Here is an 18497-nt window from a genome sequence, read left to right as displayed (position 1 = left end):
GACCGAAGAGCCCACGACGTGACACTTCGGAGGAGGTGAAGCACGCCATCCCGAGGAGTCCCACCGGCGGGCGCGGGCGGGGGCTAGTCTCTTGGGTATGCATCGCCCCAGCGCTCCCCCGACTTCTCCCGCCCGTCGTGCTCTCACCCCTTCTCTCCGGCTGGCGGCGAGCGCTGCGGCTCTCGCGCTGATCGGGTGCCAGGCCGTTCGCCCGACCGGATCGATCGTGACGGTGGCCCCTCTGGTGAGCGAGGGCGCCGCCGCCGTTCCGGACGCTTCGTACGCGCTGGCGGTGGACTGCCCCGACGGCGCGGCGCTGATCCCCGATGGGAGCGCGCCCGCGCGGGAGATTCCGGAGCTCGAAGTCGTGGACGGCATCGTCCTGGCGATCCACGGTGGCGCGGGCACGATCCGCCGCGACGCCATGACGCCTGAACTCGACGCGGCCTATCGCGCGACCATCGCCGACGCCCTGCTCCGCGGGCACCGGGTCCTCATGAACGGAGGTCGCGCCGCCGATGCGATCGAAGCCGCCATCCATCCGCTGGAGGACTCACCGCTCTTCAACGCGGGGCGCGGGGCCGTGCTCACCGACCAGGGGACCGTCGAGATGGACGCCTCCATCATGCTGGGACGCAGCGGCCTGGCAGGCGCGATCGCGGGCGCGAAGACGGTGCGCCACCCGATCAGCGCCGCCCGGGCGGTCATGGAGAAAACCGAGCACGTGCTGCTCTCCGGGGAGGGCGCCGACCGTTTTGCCGCCGAGCAGAACCTGGAGGCCATGCCAGCGGAGTGGTTCGTCACGCCCCATCGCCTTCGCCAGCTCGAGCTGCTCCGTGAGCAGAGCGGTGACGAGGTCGGAGCGCTGAGCGCTCCGGATCGGCGCACGGGCGAAAGCTCTCTCGAGCGCGCCCTCGGCCCGGATCACAAGTTCGGCACCGTAGGTTGCGTCGCCCTCGATCAGGAAGGCCATCTCGCCGCGGGCACCTCGACCGGCGGCATGGCCCGGAAGGCCTGGGGCCGGATCGGCGACTCCCCCATCATCGGCGCGGGGACCTGGGCCGACGACCGGACCTGCGCGGTCTCCTGCACGGGCTGGGGCGAGTTCTTCCTCCGCAAGGCCATCGCCCACCAGATCCATGGCCGGATGCTCTACGGAGGAGCCGGAATCGGCGCCGCGGCCCGCGAGACGGTCCTGGAGGAGCTGCCGAAGGGCGGCGGCTCCGGGGGCTGTATCGCCCTCGACTCGGCGGGGCGCCTGGCCGCCCCCTTTACGACCCCGGGGATGTACCGGGGCTGGGTCGATGCCCAGGGACGGGTCACCGTCCGTATCTACGGCGACGAGCGCCGGTAAATTTCGGACCTTCGGGGTGGCTTCAGCGGCGCCCCTCGCTACTCTTTCAGGCCAAACGCCCACAGGCCGAGAGGGCCGGACCGTCGTGGTGACGGGCTGCCCTCCCCTTAGAATCCCATTCAGCCTCCCCCGAAGGGGAGCTTCAGCCATGTCCCGTACTTGCCAAGTCACCGATCGCGGAACCCAAACGGGTGGAAACATCGCCCGCCGTGGTCTCCCCAAGAAGTCTGGCGGCGTCGGTCTCCGCACCACGGGGCATACGAAGCGCACGTTCAAGGTGAACGTTCAGAAGAAGCGCATCTGGGTTCCGGAGATGGGTGAGTACGTCACCGTCCGCCTTTCGACCAAGGCGATGCGCACGATCGACAAGAACGGCGCGTACCCGACGCTCCTGAAGGCTGGCCTGATCAAGGCCGTCAAGCCGAAGGCGAAGTCGCAGGACTGATCGAACCGTACCGATTCGAACGCCTCCCCGGCCACAAGGTGGACGGGTGGAGTTCGACGACGAGGCCTCCCTTGCGGAGGCCTTTTTCGTGCGAGTCGTTACGCTCGTGGCATGCTGCTCTCTCTTTCGATCGCCTGCTTCTCTTTCCTTCCCCAGGCTTCGCCGCAGCAGGCGAGCGCAGCGGCGCCGCAGAATGCGAGCGCAGCGGCGCCACAGAATGCGAGCGCAGCGGCGCCGCTGGGGCTCGAGTACTGGTCGGGCGAGTCCCACGCCACGAGGCTCGCCCACGACGAAGCCGTGGTCCAGGCCATCGATCCCGCGTCACTCTCGTCCTGGCACGACCTCGTCGCGAGCGAGCCTCACTCGGCGGGCTCCGAGGGCGACGAGCGACTGATCGCCTCGCTCGCCAGCGCCTTCGAGGGAATGGGACTCGAAGTCCAGGTCCACCCGTTCACGACCTACCTGAGCCGCCCCGTCAGCGCCGAACTCGAGATCGTGAGCCCCGCGCAGGTGACGCTGAGCCTGACCGAGGGCGTGCTCCCTGGGGATCCATTCAGTGAAGACCTCGATGATGCCGACGCGGCCCTCCTGCGTCTCGGCTGGAACGCCTACTCAGGGAGCGGCGACGTCACGGGCGAGGTGGTCTACGCGAACTATGGGCGACTGGAGGACTTCCAGAAGCTCCGCGACCTCGGGGTCGACTGCACCGGCAAGATCGTGATGACCCGCTACGGCGGGAACTTCCGCGGCTACAAGGCGAAGTACGCCGAGGCCGCTGGCGCGGCCGGGCTCATCATCTTCACGGACCCCGCGGACTCGGGCTACGGTCGCGGCCTCGAGGCCCCCGAAGGCGGCTGGGCCAACTGCAATCAGATCCAGCGCGGCTCGCTGAAGACGCTCCTGTACTCCGGTGATCCGCTGACGCCGGGCCGAGAGGCCACGGCCGACGCCGAGCGCCTCGACCCTGCCGAGGTCGCGCTGCCGAAAATCCCCGTGCAGCCCGTCGGCTGGCTCGCGGCGACCCAGATCATGGCGCCGATGGACGGCCCCAGCGTGCCCGGCGACTGGCAGGGCGGCATGCCGTTCCGCTATCGCCTCACGGGCGGCCAGGACCTCCGGGTTCGACTTGCCGTCGAGCAGAAGCGAGAACTCATCGAGACCGCCAACGTGATCGCGACCCTGCGCGGCACCGACTCGAAGCCGGAGGATCCGGGTCTTATCGTCGGCTGCCACCATGACGCTTGGATCTACGGCGCGTCCGATCCGACGTCGGGGCTGATCGGCGTGCTGGAAGCAGCGCGCGTGCTGACGGAGCAATACAAGATCAGGGACGAGCCGCCAGCCCGCACGATCACCTTCGCCGCGTGGGGCGCGGAAGAGCACGGGGTCATCGGCTCGACCGAGTGGGTGGAAGGCAACCGGATGCGGATCATCCGCGGCGGCACGCTCTACGTGAACCTCGACGCAGCGGCATCGGGCCTTCGGCTCGGCGTTTCGGCATCGCCTTCGCTGACGCGCCTGCTCGCCGGAGCTGCGGCGCGCGTGCCCCAGCCTGTCGTCGATGCGAAGGGCGAGGTCACCTACGAAGGCACCGCGCTCGACGCGTGGCTCGCCAGGACCCCGGGTGAGGCACTGCCCAGGGTCGGCTTCCTGGGAGGCGGCTCCGACCACGTCTCGTTCCTCGCGCTCTGCTCCCTGCCGAGCGCCTCGATCTCGGCGGGCGGCGCGCCCGGCACCGCGTACCACAGTCTGTATGACGACCTCGACTGGTACCGACGCGTCGTCGGTCCCGACTACGAGTCCGCCGCCCTCGTGACGCGCGTCACCGCCGTCGCGGTCGATCGCGCGGCGTGTGCGCCGCTGCCTCCGGTCGATCTGGCCGCGCCCGCAGCCGCCCTCGCGCGGGCCGCAGAAGCGCTCGCGAAGAGTCATCCGACCGTGTTCCAGGAGACCGCCAGCCTCGGACCGCTGATCGCGCACGCCGAGGCCCAGGTGAAGCGAGCCGAGCGGGTGCAGAGCGGCCTGGAGGCCTCCCTGGCGAAGGCCGATGACCGCGACGCGACCTGGCGAGCCGAGGCCGAGGCCGTCCTCCGACGCATGGAGCGCGACTGGCTGCGCGAGGCTGGCCTCCCGGGCCGCCCGTGGTATCGCAACCTTTACGCGGCCCCGGATGAGACGTCAGGCTACGCCGCGTGGCCGCTCCCCGGGCTTCAGAAAGCGGCGCTGGAAGGCGACCAGGATCTCGCTGCTGGTCAGGCAGCTCAGCTGGAAGACGTCCTACTGCGACGTGAGGCGCGCCTGGAGCAGCTGATGCGCTTGCTCCGCGGCGACGAAAGCGCCGTTGAATCCTCCGGCCAGAAATAGACACCTCGCCAGCTCCCGCCCTCTCGCCCCTTCCATGTGGGCAGCCCGCGCCCCACAATCGAAGCGCACTGATTCGTCGCCCCCACGCCTGATCCAGCCATGAAGTTCCCGACCCTTAGCCTCCTCCAGTCGTGCTCCTGGACCCTTGCGGGAGCCGCCGCGCTCCTGGCCACGGGCTGCGGGGAATCGACGCCCCAGCGCATCGACTCCAGCGCCACCGTCACCGCCTCGGGCGACGCGAAGGGCGACTCTGCGGGCGGCGAAGTCATCAAGGGCCGCTCCTTCACGGATGTGGCGCCGGAGCCTGAAGCGGAATCGGTCGAAGACGGGGCGATCGCCGAAGCGGCGAGCGGAACCAGCGATGATATCCCGATGGAGGCGCGCCCCGCACCGGGCGGCGGCATGCCGACGTTCATCGACCCGAACCTCGCCGCGGGCCTGCGGGAGGACCCGGGCAAGACCGCCGCGGGCACCATCGATGGCCTCGTCACCTTCGGCGATCTCTCTCTGCTCGGCGCCGACATCGACGAGCTGCTCGATTACATCTACAAGCCGGACACCGAGCGCGCCAAGCGCTTCAAGTTCCCGGAGAAGGTCCTCGCTGCGGCGGGCGACGACAAGGCGATCGTCGGCTACATGATCGCACTGGAGTACAAACCGCGCACCAACGACGTGATCTCGTTCATGCTCGTCCGCGACCTCCAGTCGTGCTGCTTCGGCGGCGTGCCGCGTCCTGACGAGTGGATCATGGTCGAGATGGAAGAGGGCAAGAGCACCGAGTACTTCATGTACGTTCCGGTGACGGTTCGCGGCAAGTTCACGCCGGGTCGCGTCGAGGACGAGTATGGCTACGCCGCCGCGATCTACAACCTGGAGGCCTCCAGCGTCGAACGCTACGAGGCCCCGGTGCCTGAGAAGCAGTAGAGCTCCCGCCCCAGAACGTCGCTGCGGAAGTTCGCTACCGAAGCTTCTGCAGCTGGATCCCGATCAGCGCCACGTCGTTCGGGCGCACGCCCTCGATTCGGGAGGCCGCCCCCAGGGTTCGCGGGCGCAGATCCATCAGCTTCTCCCGCGCCTCCGTCGCGAGCCCCTGCATCGCCGCGTAGTCGAGGTCCCGCGGGATCTCCTCCGACTCCTGGCGCGCGAGGCGGTCGATCTGGAGCTGCTGGCGATCGATGTAGCCCTCGTACTTCACGTCAATCTCCACGGCCTCCTCGATCTCCTCGCCGAGATTCCGAAGGCCGCTCGATGCGTCGAGCCCCGCCGTGACCGACGCGAACGTCTCCTCGGGGCGACGGAGCACCTCCGCGAGCGGCTTGTTGTCCGCGTTCCGAAGCTTCGACAGCGTCTGCCGCGCGCGCGCGATCGCCCCCTCCTTCGCCACGATCGCGTCGAAGCGCGAGCGCTCCACGAGGCCCGCCTCCACGGCCAGCGGGACGAGCCGGCGATCCGCGTTGTCCTGGCGGAGCAGCAGCCGGTACTCGGCGCGACTGGAGAACATCCGGTAGGGCTCCTTCGGGTTGGTGATGACGAGGTCATCCACCATCACGCCGAGGTACGCTTCGTGGCGCTTCAGCACGAACGGCGCGCGGTCCTGGACCCAGAGCGCCGCATTGGCGCCCGCGATGAGCCCCTGACCCGCCGCCTCCTCGTAGCCCGACGTTCCGTTGATCTGACCGGCGAGGAACAGACCCGGAACGTCCTGAACGGCCAGCGTATCGCTGAGCTGGCTCGGCTGGACGAAGTCGTACTCGACGGCGTAGCCGTGGCGCAGGAACTTCGCGGACTCCAGCCCCGGGATCGTGTGAATGAACCGCTCCTGGATCTCGGCGGGCAGCGACGTCGATACGCCATTCACGTAGAGCACGTCGGTGTCGAGACCCTCGGGCTCCACGAACACCTGGTGCCGATCGCGATCGGGGAAGCGCATGATCTTGTCCTCCACCGACGGGCAGTAGCGCGGCCCGACGCCCTGAATCGCGCCCATGTACATCGGCGCGCGGTGCACGTTGTCGCGGATGATGTCGTGGGTGGCGGGCGACGTGTAGGTGATGTGGCAGGGGACCTGCGGCAGGAACGGGAAGCGCGCCGCGTCCGTCAGGTAGGAGAACGGCTTCGGCACGGCGTCCCCCGGCTGCTCCTCCATCACCCCGAAGTCCACGGTCCTCGCATCGAGGCGCGGTGGCGTGCCCGTCTTGAGCCGGCCGAGGCGCAGGCCGAGGGTCTCGACGTCGCCCGAGAGTCCCTCGGCGCTGCGCTCACCCACGCGGCCGCCCTGGGACTTCGCTTCCCCCGTGTGCATGACGGCGCGCAGGAACGTGCCCGTGGTCATGATCGTCGAGGGCGCGCGAAGCTCGCGACCGCTCTCCAGACGCACACCGACCACCGAAGGCTTGCCGCCACTGGCAGCAGGCTCGCCGAAGAGAAGGCCGACGGCCGCGCCCTCGATCAGGTCGATGCCGCCGTGGCCCAGCACCGTTTCCGTGGCGACCTCGCGGTAGCGATGGCGGTCGGACTGACAGCGCGGCGCGCGCACCGCGGCGCCCTTGGCCGTGTTCAGCATCCGGAACTGGATTCCGGTCGCGTCCGCCACCCGCCCCATGGCGCCGCCGAGCGCATCGATCTCGCGCACGATCTGGCCCTTCCCGAGCCCACCGATCGCGGGATTGCAGGACATCTCCCCCACCTTGGCCCGATCGAAGCTGACGAGCGCCACGCTCGACCCGAGCCGCGCCGCCGCGAGGGCCGCCTCGACGCCGGCGTGCCCGCCGCCGACCACGACGACGTCGAAGTCCCGGGGACCGCGGAGGTCGGGCGGGCCGTGGGGATGCCGCTGGCGGCGCTCGGAGCGGGACTCCGAGGACGCTTCGGTCATGTAGCTGCGCGGTGTTTCGGGCACGATGGTGGTGGGGCGGAGGCGTGAAGGCTGGTTCCGGGGGCTCTCCGGAACTTCGGGGAGGTAAGTCTGCGAAGAGGGGCAGGGACCCGCAATCGCGAGCCGAAGATGACGGACATGCACGCCTGGGTCTTTCGTCACTTGGATCAGCTCCGTCCGATCTACGAGCGGGACTTCCCGCCTTACCCCCACGGATCCCGCGGGGCCGACGCCCAGGGAGGCGAACGAGGGAAGCCGCCGGGCGTGGCGGCCGCTCCAGGTACGATGTACCGGGTTCCCGGCAGCCTGGACGTGTCGATGGCCCCCATGCCCGGCCATGAAGGTAGACGCCAATCGGTGACCTGACCGGGCCAGTGAACTACGATCGGGAGCCATGGAACCCGCCCCATTCGCCTTCTCGACCGCCATTCTCACGACCGGCAGCCTCGCGGTTCTCCTGATCCCCTTGGGATCGTCGAGCCTCGGATCCCCGGATCCGCTCCTCGGTCTCCCTTCCAGGCCGGGCGCTTCAACTGCGAGCCTCGGCCCCCTGAACCAGGTGGGAGAGACGACCCGACAGGGGCGTCGGAGCCTGGAAGACCTCCTCCGCGAGGTTCGCGCCGAGCGCGTCCGCACGGTGGCCAGCCTGCTGCCGGAAGTCACCCGGATCGTCGCGGAGATCGACGATCTCAAGTCCTCACGCAGGGGCCCCCTGAGCCGCGCCAAGGCGAACGAACTCTTCGCCCTCGGCCCCGGTGCGCTCGCACTGCTCGTCCCCTACCTGGAGCCCGGGAAGGAGGTCAGCCGCCAGACGGTCTTCCGCTCCGAACTCATCAGCGACGTGCTGCGGCAGAAGCCCAGCGCCACGACGACGGATGCCCTGATCCAGATCGCGCGCGAGGGGTCTCTCCAGGCTCGCCTCGGCGCGCTGAACGCGCTGGAATCCACGGGCGAGCCGCACCGCGTCGCGCCCGCGATCATCGAACTCGCGGCCGGGGAGCGTGCCGCTGGACTCAAGCGTGAGGCGATCGAAGCCATGAGCCGGGCGGCGTTCCGCACCCTGGCGGCGCTCGACGATGACCGCGCGCTCGCGTTCATGGGCGAAGCCCTGAAGAGTTCGGACCCGCTGCTTTGCGCCGGCGCCCTGTCCGCGCTGGCGGGCGCGCCCGCCGAGTCGTCCGCGGCGCAGATCTTGACGCTCCTGGAGACGCTCGAGGATCCGAAGCCCGTGGCGGCTTCGATCGCTGACTACTACGAGAAGCACGACCAGCTCCTCGAAGATCCGGAGCACGCCCGAGCCCTCGGAAGTATCGCGGTTCACGAGGCGACCCCGAACGAGCCCCGCGTCCGAATGTTCGACACGATTCGCCTGACGGACGCCAAGATCGGCACCGGCCTCAAACGCGATGTGGCGCCCTTCCTCGATGCCAGTCGCCCGGATGTGAGGATGGCTGCCCGGTTGCTCATGGCGCGCCTCGGCGACCGCGGCGCCCGGAAGGAAGTGCTCCAAGAGTTCGATGATCGCATCAAGCAGGACAAGAACTCCCTCACGGCCTACCAGGACCGAGCGACGATCTACCATGAGATCGGGGATTGGAATGCCGCCCTGCGTGACTGGCGCGTCGTGATGACTCAGATCGCGGCCGAGGAGGTCCCGAGGGCCCGGAAGGAGCCCTTCATCGGGATCTCCCGCTCGCTGGCGCGGCTCAAGAAGTTCCGAGACGCCGCGAGCTACCTCAGCCAGGGCCCCATCTCGGTGGAAGAACTCCAGAAGCTCGGCTTCGACCGCGATTTCCGCGAGATGAAAGAGTCGCGCTACGGCGACGTCTTTCAATTCGGCGACCGATAGCAGGGGTCGGCGATCGATAGGAGGGGCCGGCCTGGCCGGCACCCTTCCCGTCGCATCCGGCCGGATCAGTGCTCTCGCAGCTCCAGGACGAGCGCCGCCGCGCCCTGGATCTGGAAGTACTCGAAGCGGATGATGTGCTCGCCGCGCGCCAGCTCGATCGTTCGCTCGTCGCGCTTGGGCGCGTGCAGCGTCCAGTCCTCGATCACGAGTTCCTCGTCGACGAAGACGCGGATGCCGTCGTCGGAAACGACCGAGAGATCGAACTTGCCGGCCTTGTCGAGGATCAGGTTGGTCGCGCCGAAGAGCCCGAAGAAGTCGTTGCCGATGAGGCGACGGTTCTCGTCCGTGACCCAGGGGTTCGTGAAGCTGTCGACTTCCGCCCGGAGGATCGGCGAGTTCGCGCGTCCGCGCCAGGCTCGCTCCGAGGTCCGCGGATCACTCTCGTTCGGCTTCCAATGGAACCAGGTCGCGTTCCAGGTGGACTGTGCGAGCAGGCCGCCGGCCTTCACCTCGGCCGGGCGGGGCGCTCCGGAGCGGAAGTCCCAGGGGCCCCACGGCCCCATCACGATGGACTCGAGGCCGCCACCGAACTCGTCCCGCTTCTCGGCGTCGATTTCCTGGCTGCCCGGGAACGTGGCGGGCTTCCACGCGGACCACTTCTGCACCAGCTCGGGCTGGTTCCCGATCCACGGATCGAGCGTCGAGTCGCTGAGGTTGCCCGAGGGGTAGGAACCATCGAGAGCGTCGAGCCAGCGCTGGACCGTCGTGGGGTCGAGGGTGGCGTCCGCATCGGCGGAGATCCCCTCGAAGTAGGGCTCGCGCGTGCCAGGGCTGTATTCGTTGCCGTGGAAGACGAGGCCCCGCGTCTGCCGGACGACGAGGTCGAGCACGTTCGCTTCGAAGACGTTCTGGAGGATCCAGTGATCCCGCGAAGCCGTTTCGTGCTGGCGACCGAACGGGCCTTCGACAAGGGCCGGGTCGGGGTCCCAGTAGAGCTCCACGCCGACCTCGTTCTGCGCGATGTGGTTGCCGGAGATGACGCAGTCCTGGCCATGCTCGATCGTGATCGCGGCACCGATCGTGTCATCGATTCGGTTGCCCATGATGATCATCTCCGACGAGTACCCGCCCCAGACGCCGTGCTGATGCGAACCGGAGAGGTCGTTCGACAGGATCGCGTTCCCGCGGCTGAAGGTGGCCTCGATCGAGTTCGCGACGGAGAAGCGCAGATCATTCTTGTAGAAGATGTTGTTGTCCGAGCCGGTGGCGCCCGCGAGCCCGCGCTCGACGATGTCGTTGCCCGCGTAGAGGAAGACGCCGTCGCCTCCGTGCGTCGCGCTGTTCATCGCGATCACGTTGTTCGAGCAGCTTTCGAACATGAGGATCCCCGCCGAATCCTGACCGCGCCAGTACACGTTGTCACTGAAGCCACGCACGCAGTAGTCGAAGACGTTGTGGCTGACCGTGTTGCCCGTGGCCCGGTACATGCCGAGGCCCCAACCCGAGAGGAACGAGAAGTCGTTGTCATAGACCTTCGAGTCCTTGACGCGCGTCAGGAGGATCCCATTCTGCCCGCGGCGGCCGCGGCAGCCGCGGATGGTGGCGCCGGAGGTGCGAGAGACCGAGATGCCTGCGCCGTACTGGCGCTCCCATTCCCCCGCGTCGTTCTCGTGCGGGCGAAGCCAGTCGGTGAGGTCCTCGGAGAAGCGCGTCGAGCGAAGGCGCTGGCCGAACCACGCGTCGCAGGTGACGTCCTGAATCGTGACGTTGGAGCAGCCATCGAGGGCCAGGCACACCTTGTAGCCGCCGAGCGTGGCGCCTTTGAGCGTGACGTTCTTGCAGTTCAGGAGGCGGATGCCCACGCCCGTGGCCGCGTCGAGGTCCGCGTCGGGCGCCTGCCCGCGCAGCTCGACGCCGGTGAAGTCGAGGGTCAGGCCATCGAGGTCGGCGAAATGGAGGGCGGCAGGGTCGCTCTCGCGGCGATCGCGCAGGTACGATCCGGGAGCGAAGCGTCGAAGTCGGCCATCGGCCTCCAGGATCTCGATGCCACCGAGCGACGCTTCGCGGAGCTGATCTCCCGTGGGAAGGGCGTCCTCGCGGGCCTCTTGCCCCGCCTCGGCCTCGATCTCCGCCCCCTGGCCCTTGTCGGTGGACGAACAGGCGGCGCCGCCGAAGAGCAGGCCGATCGCGATAGCAGTCAGTCCCATGAGCGGCTGGCCGCCGGCATGAAGGGCACGGAGGCGTGGGAAGTCCGAGGAGAGATTCATGGGCATCGGTGCGGTCGGCGGAGCCGCACGTGAAGGAGGTGATCAGGCAGGACGGTCGGAGCAGACATTTCTGAGCGGGTGCAGGCGCTTTGAGCTTACGGACAGGAGGGGGTAGATCAAACGATGGACCGTGGCATCAGGGCGCCGCATGTCACCTCGCGAAGAACCGCCCGCCGCAGGAGCCTTCCCAGGAGCCGATCCGCGTATCCTTGTAAGCCAAGGGGCCCTGCCCAGGGCCCCGAAAGGGCGAGCAGGTAGTCGCTCGCCGCTCGGAACCTCCACTTCCCCATGAAAGACTCTGCATCCTCCTCGGCCGCCGCGCAGGGCAGCTCCTCGCCCGGCGCCTCGACCGGAGCCTCGACCGGAGCTGGCCATTCGACCGGAGCTGGCCATTCGACCGGGGCTGGTCCTACGACCGGCGCCGGGGCGACCCCCTCCACGGCGATCCCATCCACGGGACTGACGCTGGAGGCGAACATGCCGATCTGCCAGACGGACCTGCCGCTCGACTGGTACCAGGCCGAGATCAAGCCCTACGCGGAGGAGTACCTGGCCCTCCCCGATCGGACGCCCGAGACGGTGCTCCCGTGGCTCGATCGCTACGCGCTTCCGGCGCTCGATCACTTCGGTGACGAGCTCCTGCTCCTCGCGCACTTCTACATGGGCGGCGAGATCGTGAAGCTCGTCGAGCGCTACCACGGCTCCGTCTCCGACAGCTACGTTCTCGCGCTCCAGGCCCGGAACAACCCGGAGAAGCGCGTGATCGTCGAGTCGGCCGTGCACTTCATGGCCGAAACCGTCGCGGTGCTCAGCCACCCCCATCAGGAGGTCTGGATCACGAACCCGAAGGCGGGCTGCACGATGGAGATGCTCGCCAAGGACTACATGGTCGAGCCGATCGCCGATCAGCTGCTGGAGCGCTACGGCGACGATCTGCTCTGCGTGGCCTACATGAACACCTCGGGCCGCATCAAGGCGCTCGCCGGTCGCACGGGCGGCGCGGTGTGCACGAGCTCGAACGCCCACCACATCGTCGAGTGGGCGCGCGAGCAGGGCAAGAAGCTCTTCTTCGTGCCCGACCAGCACCTCGGCCGCAACGTCGCGGATCGGCTGAAGATGGATCAGTCGCGGCTGCTCGCGCTCCCGAGCCCGCAGACCCATGGCGCGAACTACACGCTGGCGGACGTCGACGGCGGACTCAGCGCTCTCGACGACTCCGAAATGATCCTCTGGGGCTCCTACTGCGGCGTCCACACGGTCTTCAAGCCGGAGATGTGCGAGTACTGGCGCGAGCGCGGCTACCGCGTGCTCGTCCACCCCGAATCGCCGCTCGAAACCGTGCGCGCGGCCGACGGCTCCGGCAGCACGAACTACCTCTGGGGCGCCGTCATGGACGCCCAGCCAGGCGATAAGCTTGCCATCGGTACCGAGGGTCACTTCGTCCGCAACGCGAAGAGCGAAGGCGCCAAGAAGGGCGTCGAGATCGTGCACCTCGCCGAGGTCCCCGGCTCGCTCGCCGCGGGCTGCGGCTGCGCGACCATGAGCCGGAACGATCCCCCCCACCTCGCGGGTATGCTCGATCTCCTTCGCCAGGGCAAGGGCCCGGACTCGTGCCGCGTGCTCGCCGGTGACTCGGTCAACGAGATCACGGGCAAGCGCGACCGTCTGAGCGAAGAAGAACGCGCAGAGCTCGTCACCCAGGCCCGTGCGGCGCTGGAACGAATGATCGAAGTCACCGAGAGCCGCTCCTGATGCCCACAAGAAAAGACAGTGCGCCCATGAAAGGGCAACCCTGCGCCGCCGGCGGCGCTCCCCTCCGTCACCGCCCCGTCACGGAGATCCGCCACCTCGACCATCTTCTGGAGCATGCGTTCCCGAGCTTCGGCGGCGGGTACATGCGCCGCGTGTTCGGGCTCCTCGATCGCGCGATCGGCGAGGGCGTGCCCATGACGCTCGCGGTCGCAGGACCGGTGACGGCGAGCGGCCAGCACATCGCGTGGCTGAACCCGCTGCTGGAAACCGGCTGGTTCTGCCTCGTTTCCACGACCGACGCGGTCTGCTACCACGACGGCCACCGCTGCCTCGACGACGCCGCCAAGCACCCGATCCACGAGGTGCCGATCTTCGGCGACGACGGTGCGCTCCGCGACGATCGCATCATCCGCATCACGGACGTCGGCTTCGACGAGAACGTGTTGCTGGGCCAGGATCAGTTCCTGTCCGCCGTGCTCAGGCAGCCGGAGTTCCAGAAGCGCATGACCGGCACCGAGATGCGCTACCTGCTCGGCGCACGCTACGCCCGGCAGGAGGCCAAGAACGGCGCGCCCGAAGGCCTGCTCGCGCTCTGCCACCGCAAGGCGATCCCGATCTTCGTCGGCGCTCCCGGGGATGGCTCCGTGTTCCTGAACTCGATGAAGCTCTGGGCGATGGCCCAGGAAGGCATGGGCGAGCACCGGTTCGACCTCGATCTCCACGCCGAGGTCTTCGAAAGCTGCGCGTACCACGTCTGGGGCCAGCGCGAGTCGGAGACCGAGGCGCTAGGAACGCTGGTGCTCGGCGGCGGCGTGCCGAAGAACTTCAACCTCCAGCCCGAGCCCGCGCTCAGCCAGATCCTCGGCCTCGAGGACATCGGCGGCTACAAGTACGACATCCAGATCACGACCGCGCCCGTCACGGACGGCTCGCTCTCGTCGTGCCCGCCCGCCGAGGCCGTGACCTGGGGCAAGGTCGACAAGGACGTGTACCAGCAGACGACCGAGTCGATGCCCGCCGACTACTCGATGGTCATGCCGATCATCACGAAGGCCCTGCTCGACAAGCGCGACCGCCTCGCGCGACTCAGGGACGACCTCGGCGAGGAGATCCTTCTCCAGCGTCACCCGGAGGCCAAGGGCTACCTGCGTCCGGACGACGGCTACCGCCTTTTCGAGGAGCGCGACCGCCTCGTACAGTCGCTGCGCGGAGACATCGCCGCGCGCCGCGACGAACTCATGGCCTCGGTCGAGTACGACCTCGCCTGAACGAACGGAACGGCAAGGAGCCACAGCATGGGACAAGAAGACCGAAGAGCGTTTCTGGCGGCCGCGGCGGGGTTCCCACTGCTGGCCCTTCGCGGTGAGCCGAGCGGGCAGCCACACGTCCCCGATCCAAACGTCAGGGGTGGTCCGAAGGCGGCGAAGCGCTTGATCCGCCCCGCCGGTCTGAAGCCCGGCGATCGCGTCGGTCTCGTCAATCCGGCGACGGCCGCCTTCGACACGATCAGCATCGACATCGCCCAGGACGCGCTGCGTTCCCTGGGCCTCGTCCCCGTGCTGAGCGAGCACTACTTCGATCGTCGCGGCTACTTCGCGGGGACGGACGAGCATCGCGCCGCCGACATCATGCGCTTCGTGCTCGATCCCGAGATCAAGGGGATCTGGGCCCGCGGCGGCTGGGGTTCGGCCCGAGTGCTTCCGCACCTCGACTACGAGGCGATCGCCGCCAACCCCAAGGTGATCGTGGGCTACAGCGACTCGACCGCGCTGCTGTCCGGCATCCACCACCGAACGGGCCTCGTGGTCTTCCACGGCCCGTTCCCGAAGTCCGTTTTCACGGCGGATCATCAGCGCGCTCTGCTGATGGAGGGAGCCGCGCCGCTCCTTTCGAATCCCACGAAGATCAAGTCCGACGAGACGGTCCAGACCGAAGACCGCACGCGCACACTGCGTGGCGGCAAGGCGCGCGGCCGGCTCCTCGGGGGCAACGCCACCGTCTTGACGGCGATCGTCGGCACGCCGTACCTCCCCGACTTCGACGGCGCGATCCTGTTCCTGGAGGACGTGGACGAGGCCGTTTATCGAATCGACCGGATGATGACCCAGCTGGCGCTGTCCGGCGTCCTTTCCAAGCTGCGGGGGTTCATCTTCGGCCGCTGCACCGACTGCCCGCCGGGCAACGGCCACGGCTCGCTGACGCTGGAAGAGGTCCTGATGGACCACGTCGGTCCGCTGGGCATCCCGGCCTTCCGCGGCACGATGCTCGGCCATATCGACGATCAGTTCACGGTGCCGATCGGCGCCGAGATCGAGATGGACGCGGACGCGGCGACGATCCGGATCATGGAGCCCGCGGTGAGCTGGGCCTGAGCCGGAGTCTACCCGGCCGGCTCGGGAGCGAACGCCCCCTCTCCGCCCTCACCTGCCCGGGCCTTGCCGCGGGCGAGGAACTCCACCGCGCGCTGGATCAGGGTGTAGAACAGCGGCACGAAGAGGATCGACACGAACGTGGCCATCAGCATCCCGCCGATCACGCCTGTCCCGATCGAGCGCCTGCCCGCCGCGCCGGCGCCTGTGGCGATGGCGAGGGGCAGAACGCCCAGGATGAACGCGAGCGAGGTCATGACGATCGGCCGGAAGCGCAGGATCGTGGCCTCCACCGCCGACTCGACGATCCCCTTGCCTTGACTCCGCAGCTCGACGCAGAACTCGACGATGAGGATCGCGTTCTTCGCCGAGAGCCCGACGAGCGTCAGGAGACCGATCTGGAAGTAGATGTCCTGGGAGTAGCCGCGCATCCAGGCCGCCAGCAGCGCTCCGAGAACCGCGAGCGGAACGGACAGAAGCACCGCGACCGGAAGCGACCAGCTCTCGTACTGCGCCGCGAGGACGAGGAAGACGATCAGCAGGCCGAACATGAGGACGAGGGGCGCCTGGTTGCCCGCGCGGATCTCCTGGTACGAGGCCCCGCTCCAGTCGATGCCGTAGCCGGGAGGCAGCGTTTCGGCCGCGATCTCGCGGACAGCGTCCATCGCCTCGCTGCTGCTGATCCCCACCGGAGGCGCGCCCGTGATCTCGATGGCCGAGTAGCCGTTGTAGCGGGTGACGATGTTCGGTCCGACCTGGAAGCGGGTGTCGACCAGCGCCGCCAGCGGCACCATCTCTCCGTCGCGGTTGCGCACGTAGATGTCCTCGATGTCCTGGGGCGTCGTTCGCGCGCTGGGCTCGGCCTGGACCTGGACGCGCCAGACGCGGCCGTACTGGTTGAAGTCGTTGACGTAGAGCGAACCGAAGAATGCCTGCATCGGCTCGAAGACGCTCGCGAGGTCGATGCCCATCATCTGCGCCTTCTCCCGGTCGAGGTCGACGAAGACCTGGGGCAGGGACACGCGTAGCGTCGAGTTCGGCGTCTCGATCATCGGGTGGGCCTGGGCCGCATCCATGAACTTCTGGCCGACCTCGGAGAGCTTGGCGATCGTGCCGCCGCTCAGCTGCTGGAGTTCGGCGGTGAAGCCCGAGCGCGTCCCGAGCCCCCGGATCGCGGGCGGGTTGATCGTGATGATGAGCCCTTCCTCGACCTGCATCGTGAGCTGCTGGCTGAGCGCCACCATGTCGTCTGCGGTCACGCCCAGCTCCGCGCGCTCCTCGAAGGACTTCAGCGGCACGAACATGATCCCCATGTTGGTCGCCGTGGTGCGTCCGTTCAGGATATCGAACCCGACGAGCGCGACGACGTGATCGACCGCGGGGTGGTCCAGGTAGAAGGCCTCGGCCTGCTCGACCACCTTCTGCGTCTGGTCGAGCGAGGAGCCGTCGGGCAGCATCGCGATCGCCATGACGTACCCCTGGTCTTCCTGGGGAAGGAAGCCGCCGGGCACCGTGTCGTTCATCCTCACCGTCGCATAGAGGAGTCCACCGAAGACGAGGAGCGAGAACAGCGCGCCCCGGATGACGAGTCGGGCCCCCTTGCCGAAGGCATCGGTCAGTCCGCCGAACGCGCGGTCGAAGCCGCGGGCGAGCACGTTCTTCTTGCCGTGCGCCGGTCGCAGGAGCAGGCGGCAGAGCGCCGGGCTCAGCGTCAGCGCGACCAGACCCGAGATCGCCACCGAGATGGCGATGGTGACCGCGAACTGCTGGTACATCTGGCCCGTGAATCCGCCGAGGAAGGCGACCGGAACGAAGACCGCGGAGAGGACGAGGACGATCGTGATGACCGGCCCTGTGACCTGGTCCATGGCCTTGATGGTCGCCTCGCGTACGGCCAGGCCCTCTTCCTCCATGATCCGCTCGACGTTCTCCACCACGATGATCGCGTCGTCGACGACGATTCCGATGGCGAGGACGAGGCCGAACAGCGTCAGCGTGTTGATCGAGAAACCGAGCGCCAGCATGCCGGCGAAGGCTCCGATGATCGCGACGGGGACCGCCAGCAGCGGGATCAGCGTGGCGCGCCAGGACTGAAGGAACACAAAAACGATGGCGAGCACGAGCAGCACCGCTTCGATCAGCGTGCGCACGACTTCGTTGATGGACGCGCCCACGAATTTCGTCGTGTCGTAGGGGATGCTCCACGTGATGTCCTCGGGGAACTTCTCGGCGGCGAGGGCCAGTTCGGCGCGCAGCGCGGACATCGTCTGGAGCGCGTTGGCGCCGGGCTTCTGCGAGATCAGCATCGTGGCCGTGGGCTGACCGTCGAGCCGACCGGTCAGGTTGTACCCCTGGGGCCCGAGTTCGATCCGCGCCACGTCCGCAAGCCGCACCATCTGCCCGTCGGGCTCGGCCCGCAGGATGATCTTCTCGTACTCGGAAACGTCCTGGAGTCGGCCGCGCGTCAGCATGGGGAGCGTCAGAAGCACCTCCCCGTCGGTGGGCCGCTGCCCCACCGTACCCGCAGGGAACACCGCGTTCTGATCGCGGAGCTTGGCCGTCACGTCGGCGATGGTCATCCCCTTCAGCGCGAGGCGATCCGGATCGATCCAGATCCGCATCGAGTAGTCCTTGTTACCGAACGACGTCGCGTCGCCGACCCCTTCCACGCGACGGAGTCTGTCCAGTAGATTGATCGTCGCGAAGTTGCTGAGGTAGAGGTCGTCGTAGGTTCCCTCCGGCGACTGGAGCGCGACCACGCCGAGGATGCTGCTGGAGACCTTCCGCACCGTGATCCCCTGGCGCGTGACCTCGGCCGGCAGCTTCGCCTCCGCGATCGAGAGCCGGTTCTGGACCTCGACCGCGGCGAAGTCCTGGTCGGCGCCGATCTCGAAGCTGACCGTGATCTTGCACTGGCCGTTGTTGCTCGACTGGCTCTGGTAGTAGATGAGGTCCTGCGCGCCGCTGAGTTCCTGCTCGATAGGAGCGGCGACGGCCTCCGCGACCGTCTCTGCGTCTGCGCCGGGATAGGCGGCCGTGATCTCGATCGTGGGCGGAACGATCTCCGGGAACTGCGCTACCGGGAGGACGAAGATGGACACGGCCCCGACGATCGAGATCAGAAGCGACAGCACGATCGAGAAGACGGGGCGGTCGATGAAGAAGCGTGAGATCATGGGTGTTCAGGGTCGATCGGAATTCGGGGTCGATCGGAGCTCGGAG

Annotated in this window: 11 protein-coding genes; 8 read left to right on the top strand and 3 right to left on the bottom strand. The window is 68.2% G+C overall.

Annotation, left to right across the window (positions count from 1 at the left end):
- Positions 1-97 precede the first annotated feature (97 nt).
- The 4 genes from Poly30_RS10745 to Poly30_RS10730 all read left to right on the top strand — a co-directional run bounded on the left by Poly30_RS10745 (position 98) and on the right by Poly30_RS10730 (position 5087).
- On the top strand, positions 98-1354 hold the full coding sequence (locus Poly30_RS10745) for an isoaspartyl peptidase/L-asparaginase family protein (protein WP_145197077.1): 1257 nt from the start codon (positions 98-100) through the stop codon (positions 1352-1354).
- 148 nt (positions 1355-1502) lie between these two features.
- Positions 1503-1799, top strand: coding sequence for a 50S ribosomal protein L28 (rpmB, locus tag Poly30_RS10740; RefSeq protein WP_145197075.1), 297 nt, complete (start codon positions 1503-1505; stop codon positions 1797-1799).
- A gap of 111 nt (positions 1800-1910) precedes the next feature.
- Positions 1911-4163, top strand: a complete 2253-nt coding sequence (locus tag Poly30_RS10735; RefSeq protein WP_145197073.1) for a M28 family peptidase — start codon at positions 1911-1913, stop codon at positions 4161-4163.
- A 99-nt stretch (positions 4164-4262) separates the two neighbouring features.
- Positions 4263-5087 carry a DUF3299 domain-containing protein gene (locus Poly30_RS10730; protein ID WP_145197071.1) on the top strand — a complete coding sequence of 275 codons (825 nt, stop codon included), beginning with the start codon at positions 4263-4265 and terminating at the stop codon, positions 5085-5087.
- A gap of 34 nt (positions 5088-5121) precedes the next feature.
- Here Poly30_RS10730 and mnmG read toward each other — a convergent pair whose 3' ends face one another.
- Positions 5122-7062 carry a tRNA uridine-5-carboxymethylaminomethyl(34) synthesis enzyme MnmG gene (gene mnmG, locus Poly30_RS10725; protein ID WP_419191242.1) on the bottom strand — a complete coding sequence of 647 codons (1941 nt, stop codon included), beginning with the start codon at positions 7060-7062 and terminating at the stop codon, positions 5122-5124.
- 370 nt (positions 7063-7432) lie between these two features.
- Here mnmG and Poly30_RS10720 point away from each other — a divergent pair, with 370 nt between their 5' ends.
- Entirely contained in the window at positions 7433-8887 is a 1455-nt protein-coding gene (locus tag Poly30_RS10720; RefSeq protein ID WP_145197070.1) for a hypothetical protein, read from the top strand.
- Between the two features lie 65 nt (positions 8888-8952).
- Here the strand turns inward: Poly30_RS10720 and Poly30_RS10715 are convergent, their stop codons facing one another.
- Positions 8953-11154, bottom strand: coding sequence for a NosD domain-containing protein (locus tag Poly30_RS10715; protein ID WP_419191241.1), 2202 nt, complete (start codon positions 11152-11154; stop codon positions 8953-8955).
- A 288-nt stretch (positions 11155-11442) separates the two neighbouring features.
- Here Poly30_RS10715 and nadA point away from each other — a divergent pair, with 288 nt between their 5' ends.
- From nadA to Poly30_RS10700, 3 genes are read left to right on the top strand one after another with little or no spacing between them, the layout of a single operon-like run.
- Entirely contained in the window at positions 11443-12906 is a 1464-nt protein-coding gene (gene nadA, locus Poly30_RS10710; RefSeq protein WP_419191240.1) for a quinolinate synthase NadA, read from the top strand.
- A gap of 26 nt (positions 12907-12932) precedes the next feature.
- Entirely contained in the window at positions 12933-14174 is a 1242-nt protein-coding gene (locus Poly30_RS10705; protein WP_419191239.1) for a deoxyhypusine synthase family protein, read from the top strand.
- A 27-nt stretch (positions 14175-14201) separates the two neighbouring features.
- Positions 14202-15278 (top strand): S66 peptidase family protein, encoded by a 1077-nt coding sequence (locus Poly30_RS10700; RefSeq protein ID WP_419191238.1) that lies wholly within the window; start codon positions 14202-14204, stop codon positions 15276-15278.
- A gap of 8 nt (positions 15279-15286) precedes the next feature.
- On the opposite strand, the gene Poly30_RS10695 is transcribed toward Poly30_RS10700, so the two are convergent.
- The gene (locus Poly30_RS10695; RefSeq protein ID WP_145197063.1) at positions 15287-18451 is read right to left on the bottom strand and encodes an efflux RND transporter permease subunit; all 3165 of its coding nucleotides are present in this window, start codon (positions 18449-18451) and stop codon (positions 15287-15289) included.
- Positions 18452-18497: the final 46 nt, after the last annotated feature.

Origin of the sequence: Saltatorellus ferox (genome assembly GCA_007751475.1) — a bacterium.
Lineage (GTDB): Bacteria > Planctomycetota > UBA1135 > UBA1135.
The sequence above is the reverse complement of the archived record's forward strand: the minus strand, read 5'-3'. Positions and strand labels throughout refer to the sequence as shown.

Bases quoted from the DNA above. Each gene is read 5' to 3' on its own strand.
- Poly30_RS10730 (WP_145197071.1), top strand. From the start codon at position 4,263: ATGAAGTTCCCGACCCTTAGCCTCCTCCAGTCGTGCTCCTGGACCCTT.
- Poly30_RS10705 (WP_419191239.1), top strand. From the start codon at position 12,933: ATGAAAGGGCAACCCTGCGCCGCCGGCGGCGCTCCCCTCCGTCACCGC.
- Poly30_RS10695 (WP_145197063.1), bottom strand. From the start codon at position 18,451: ATGATCTCACGCTTCTTCATCGACCGCCCCGTCTTCTCGATCGTGCTG.
- Poly30_RS10735 (WP_145197073.1), top strand. From the start codon at position 1,911: ATGCTGCTCTCTCTTTCGATCGCCTGCTTCTCTTTCCTTCCCCAGGCT.
- rpmB (WP_145197075.1), top strand. From the start codon at position 1,503: ATGTCCCGTACTTGCCAAGTCACCGATCGCGGAACCCAAACGGGTGGA.
- Poly30_RS10720 (WP_145197070.1), top strand. From the start codon at position 7,433: ATGGAACCCGCCCCATTCGCCTTCTCGACCGCCATTCTCACGACCGGC.
- Poly30_RS10745 (WP_145197077.1), top strand. From the start codon at position 98: ATGCATCGCCCCAGCGCTCCCCCGACTTCTCCCGCCCGTCGTGCTCTC.
- nadA (WP_419191240.1), top strand. From the start codon at position 11,443: ATGAAAGACTCTGCATCCTCCTCGGCCGCCGCGCAGGGCAGCTCCTCG.
- Poly30_RS10715 (WP_419191241.1), bottom strand. From the start codon at position 11,154: ATGAATCTCTCCTCGGACTTCCCACGCCTCCGTGCCCTTCATGCCGGC.
- Poly30_RS10700 (WP_419191238.1), top strand. From the start codon at position 14,202: ATGGGACAAGAAGACCGAAGAGCGTTTCTGGCGGCCGCGGCGGGGTTC.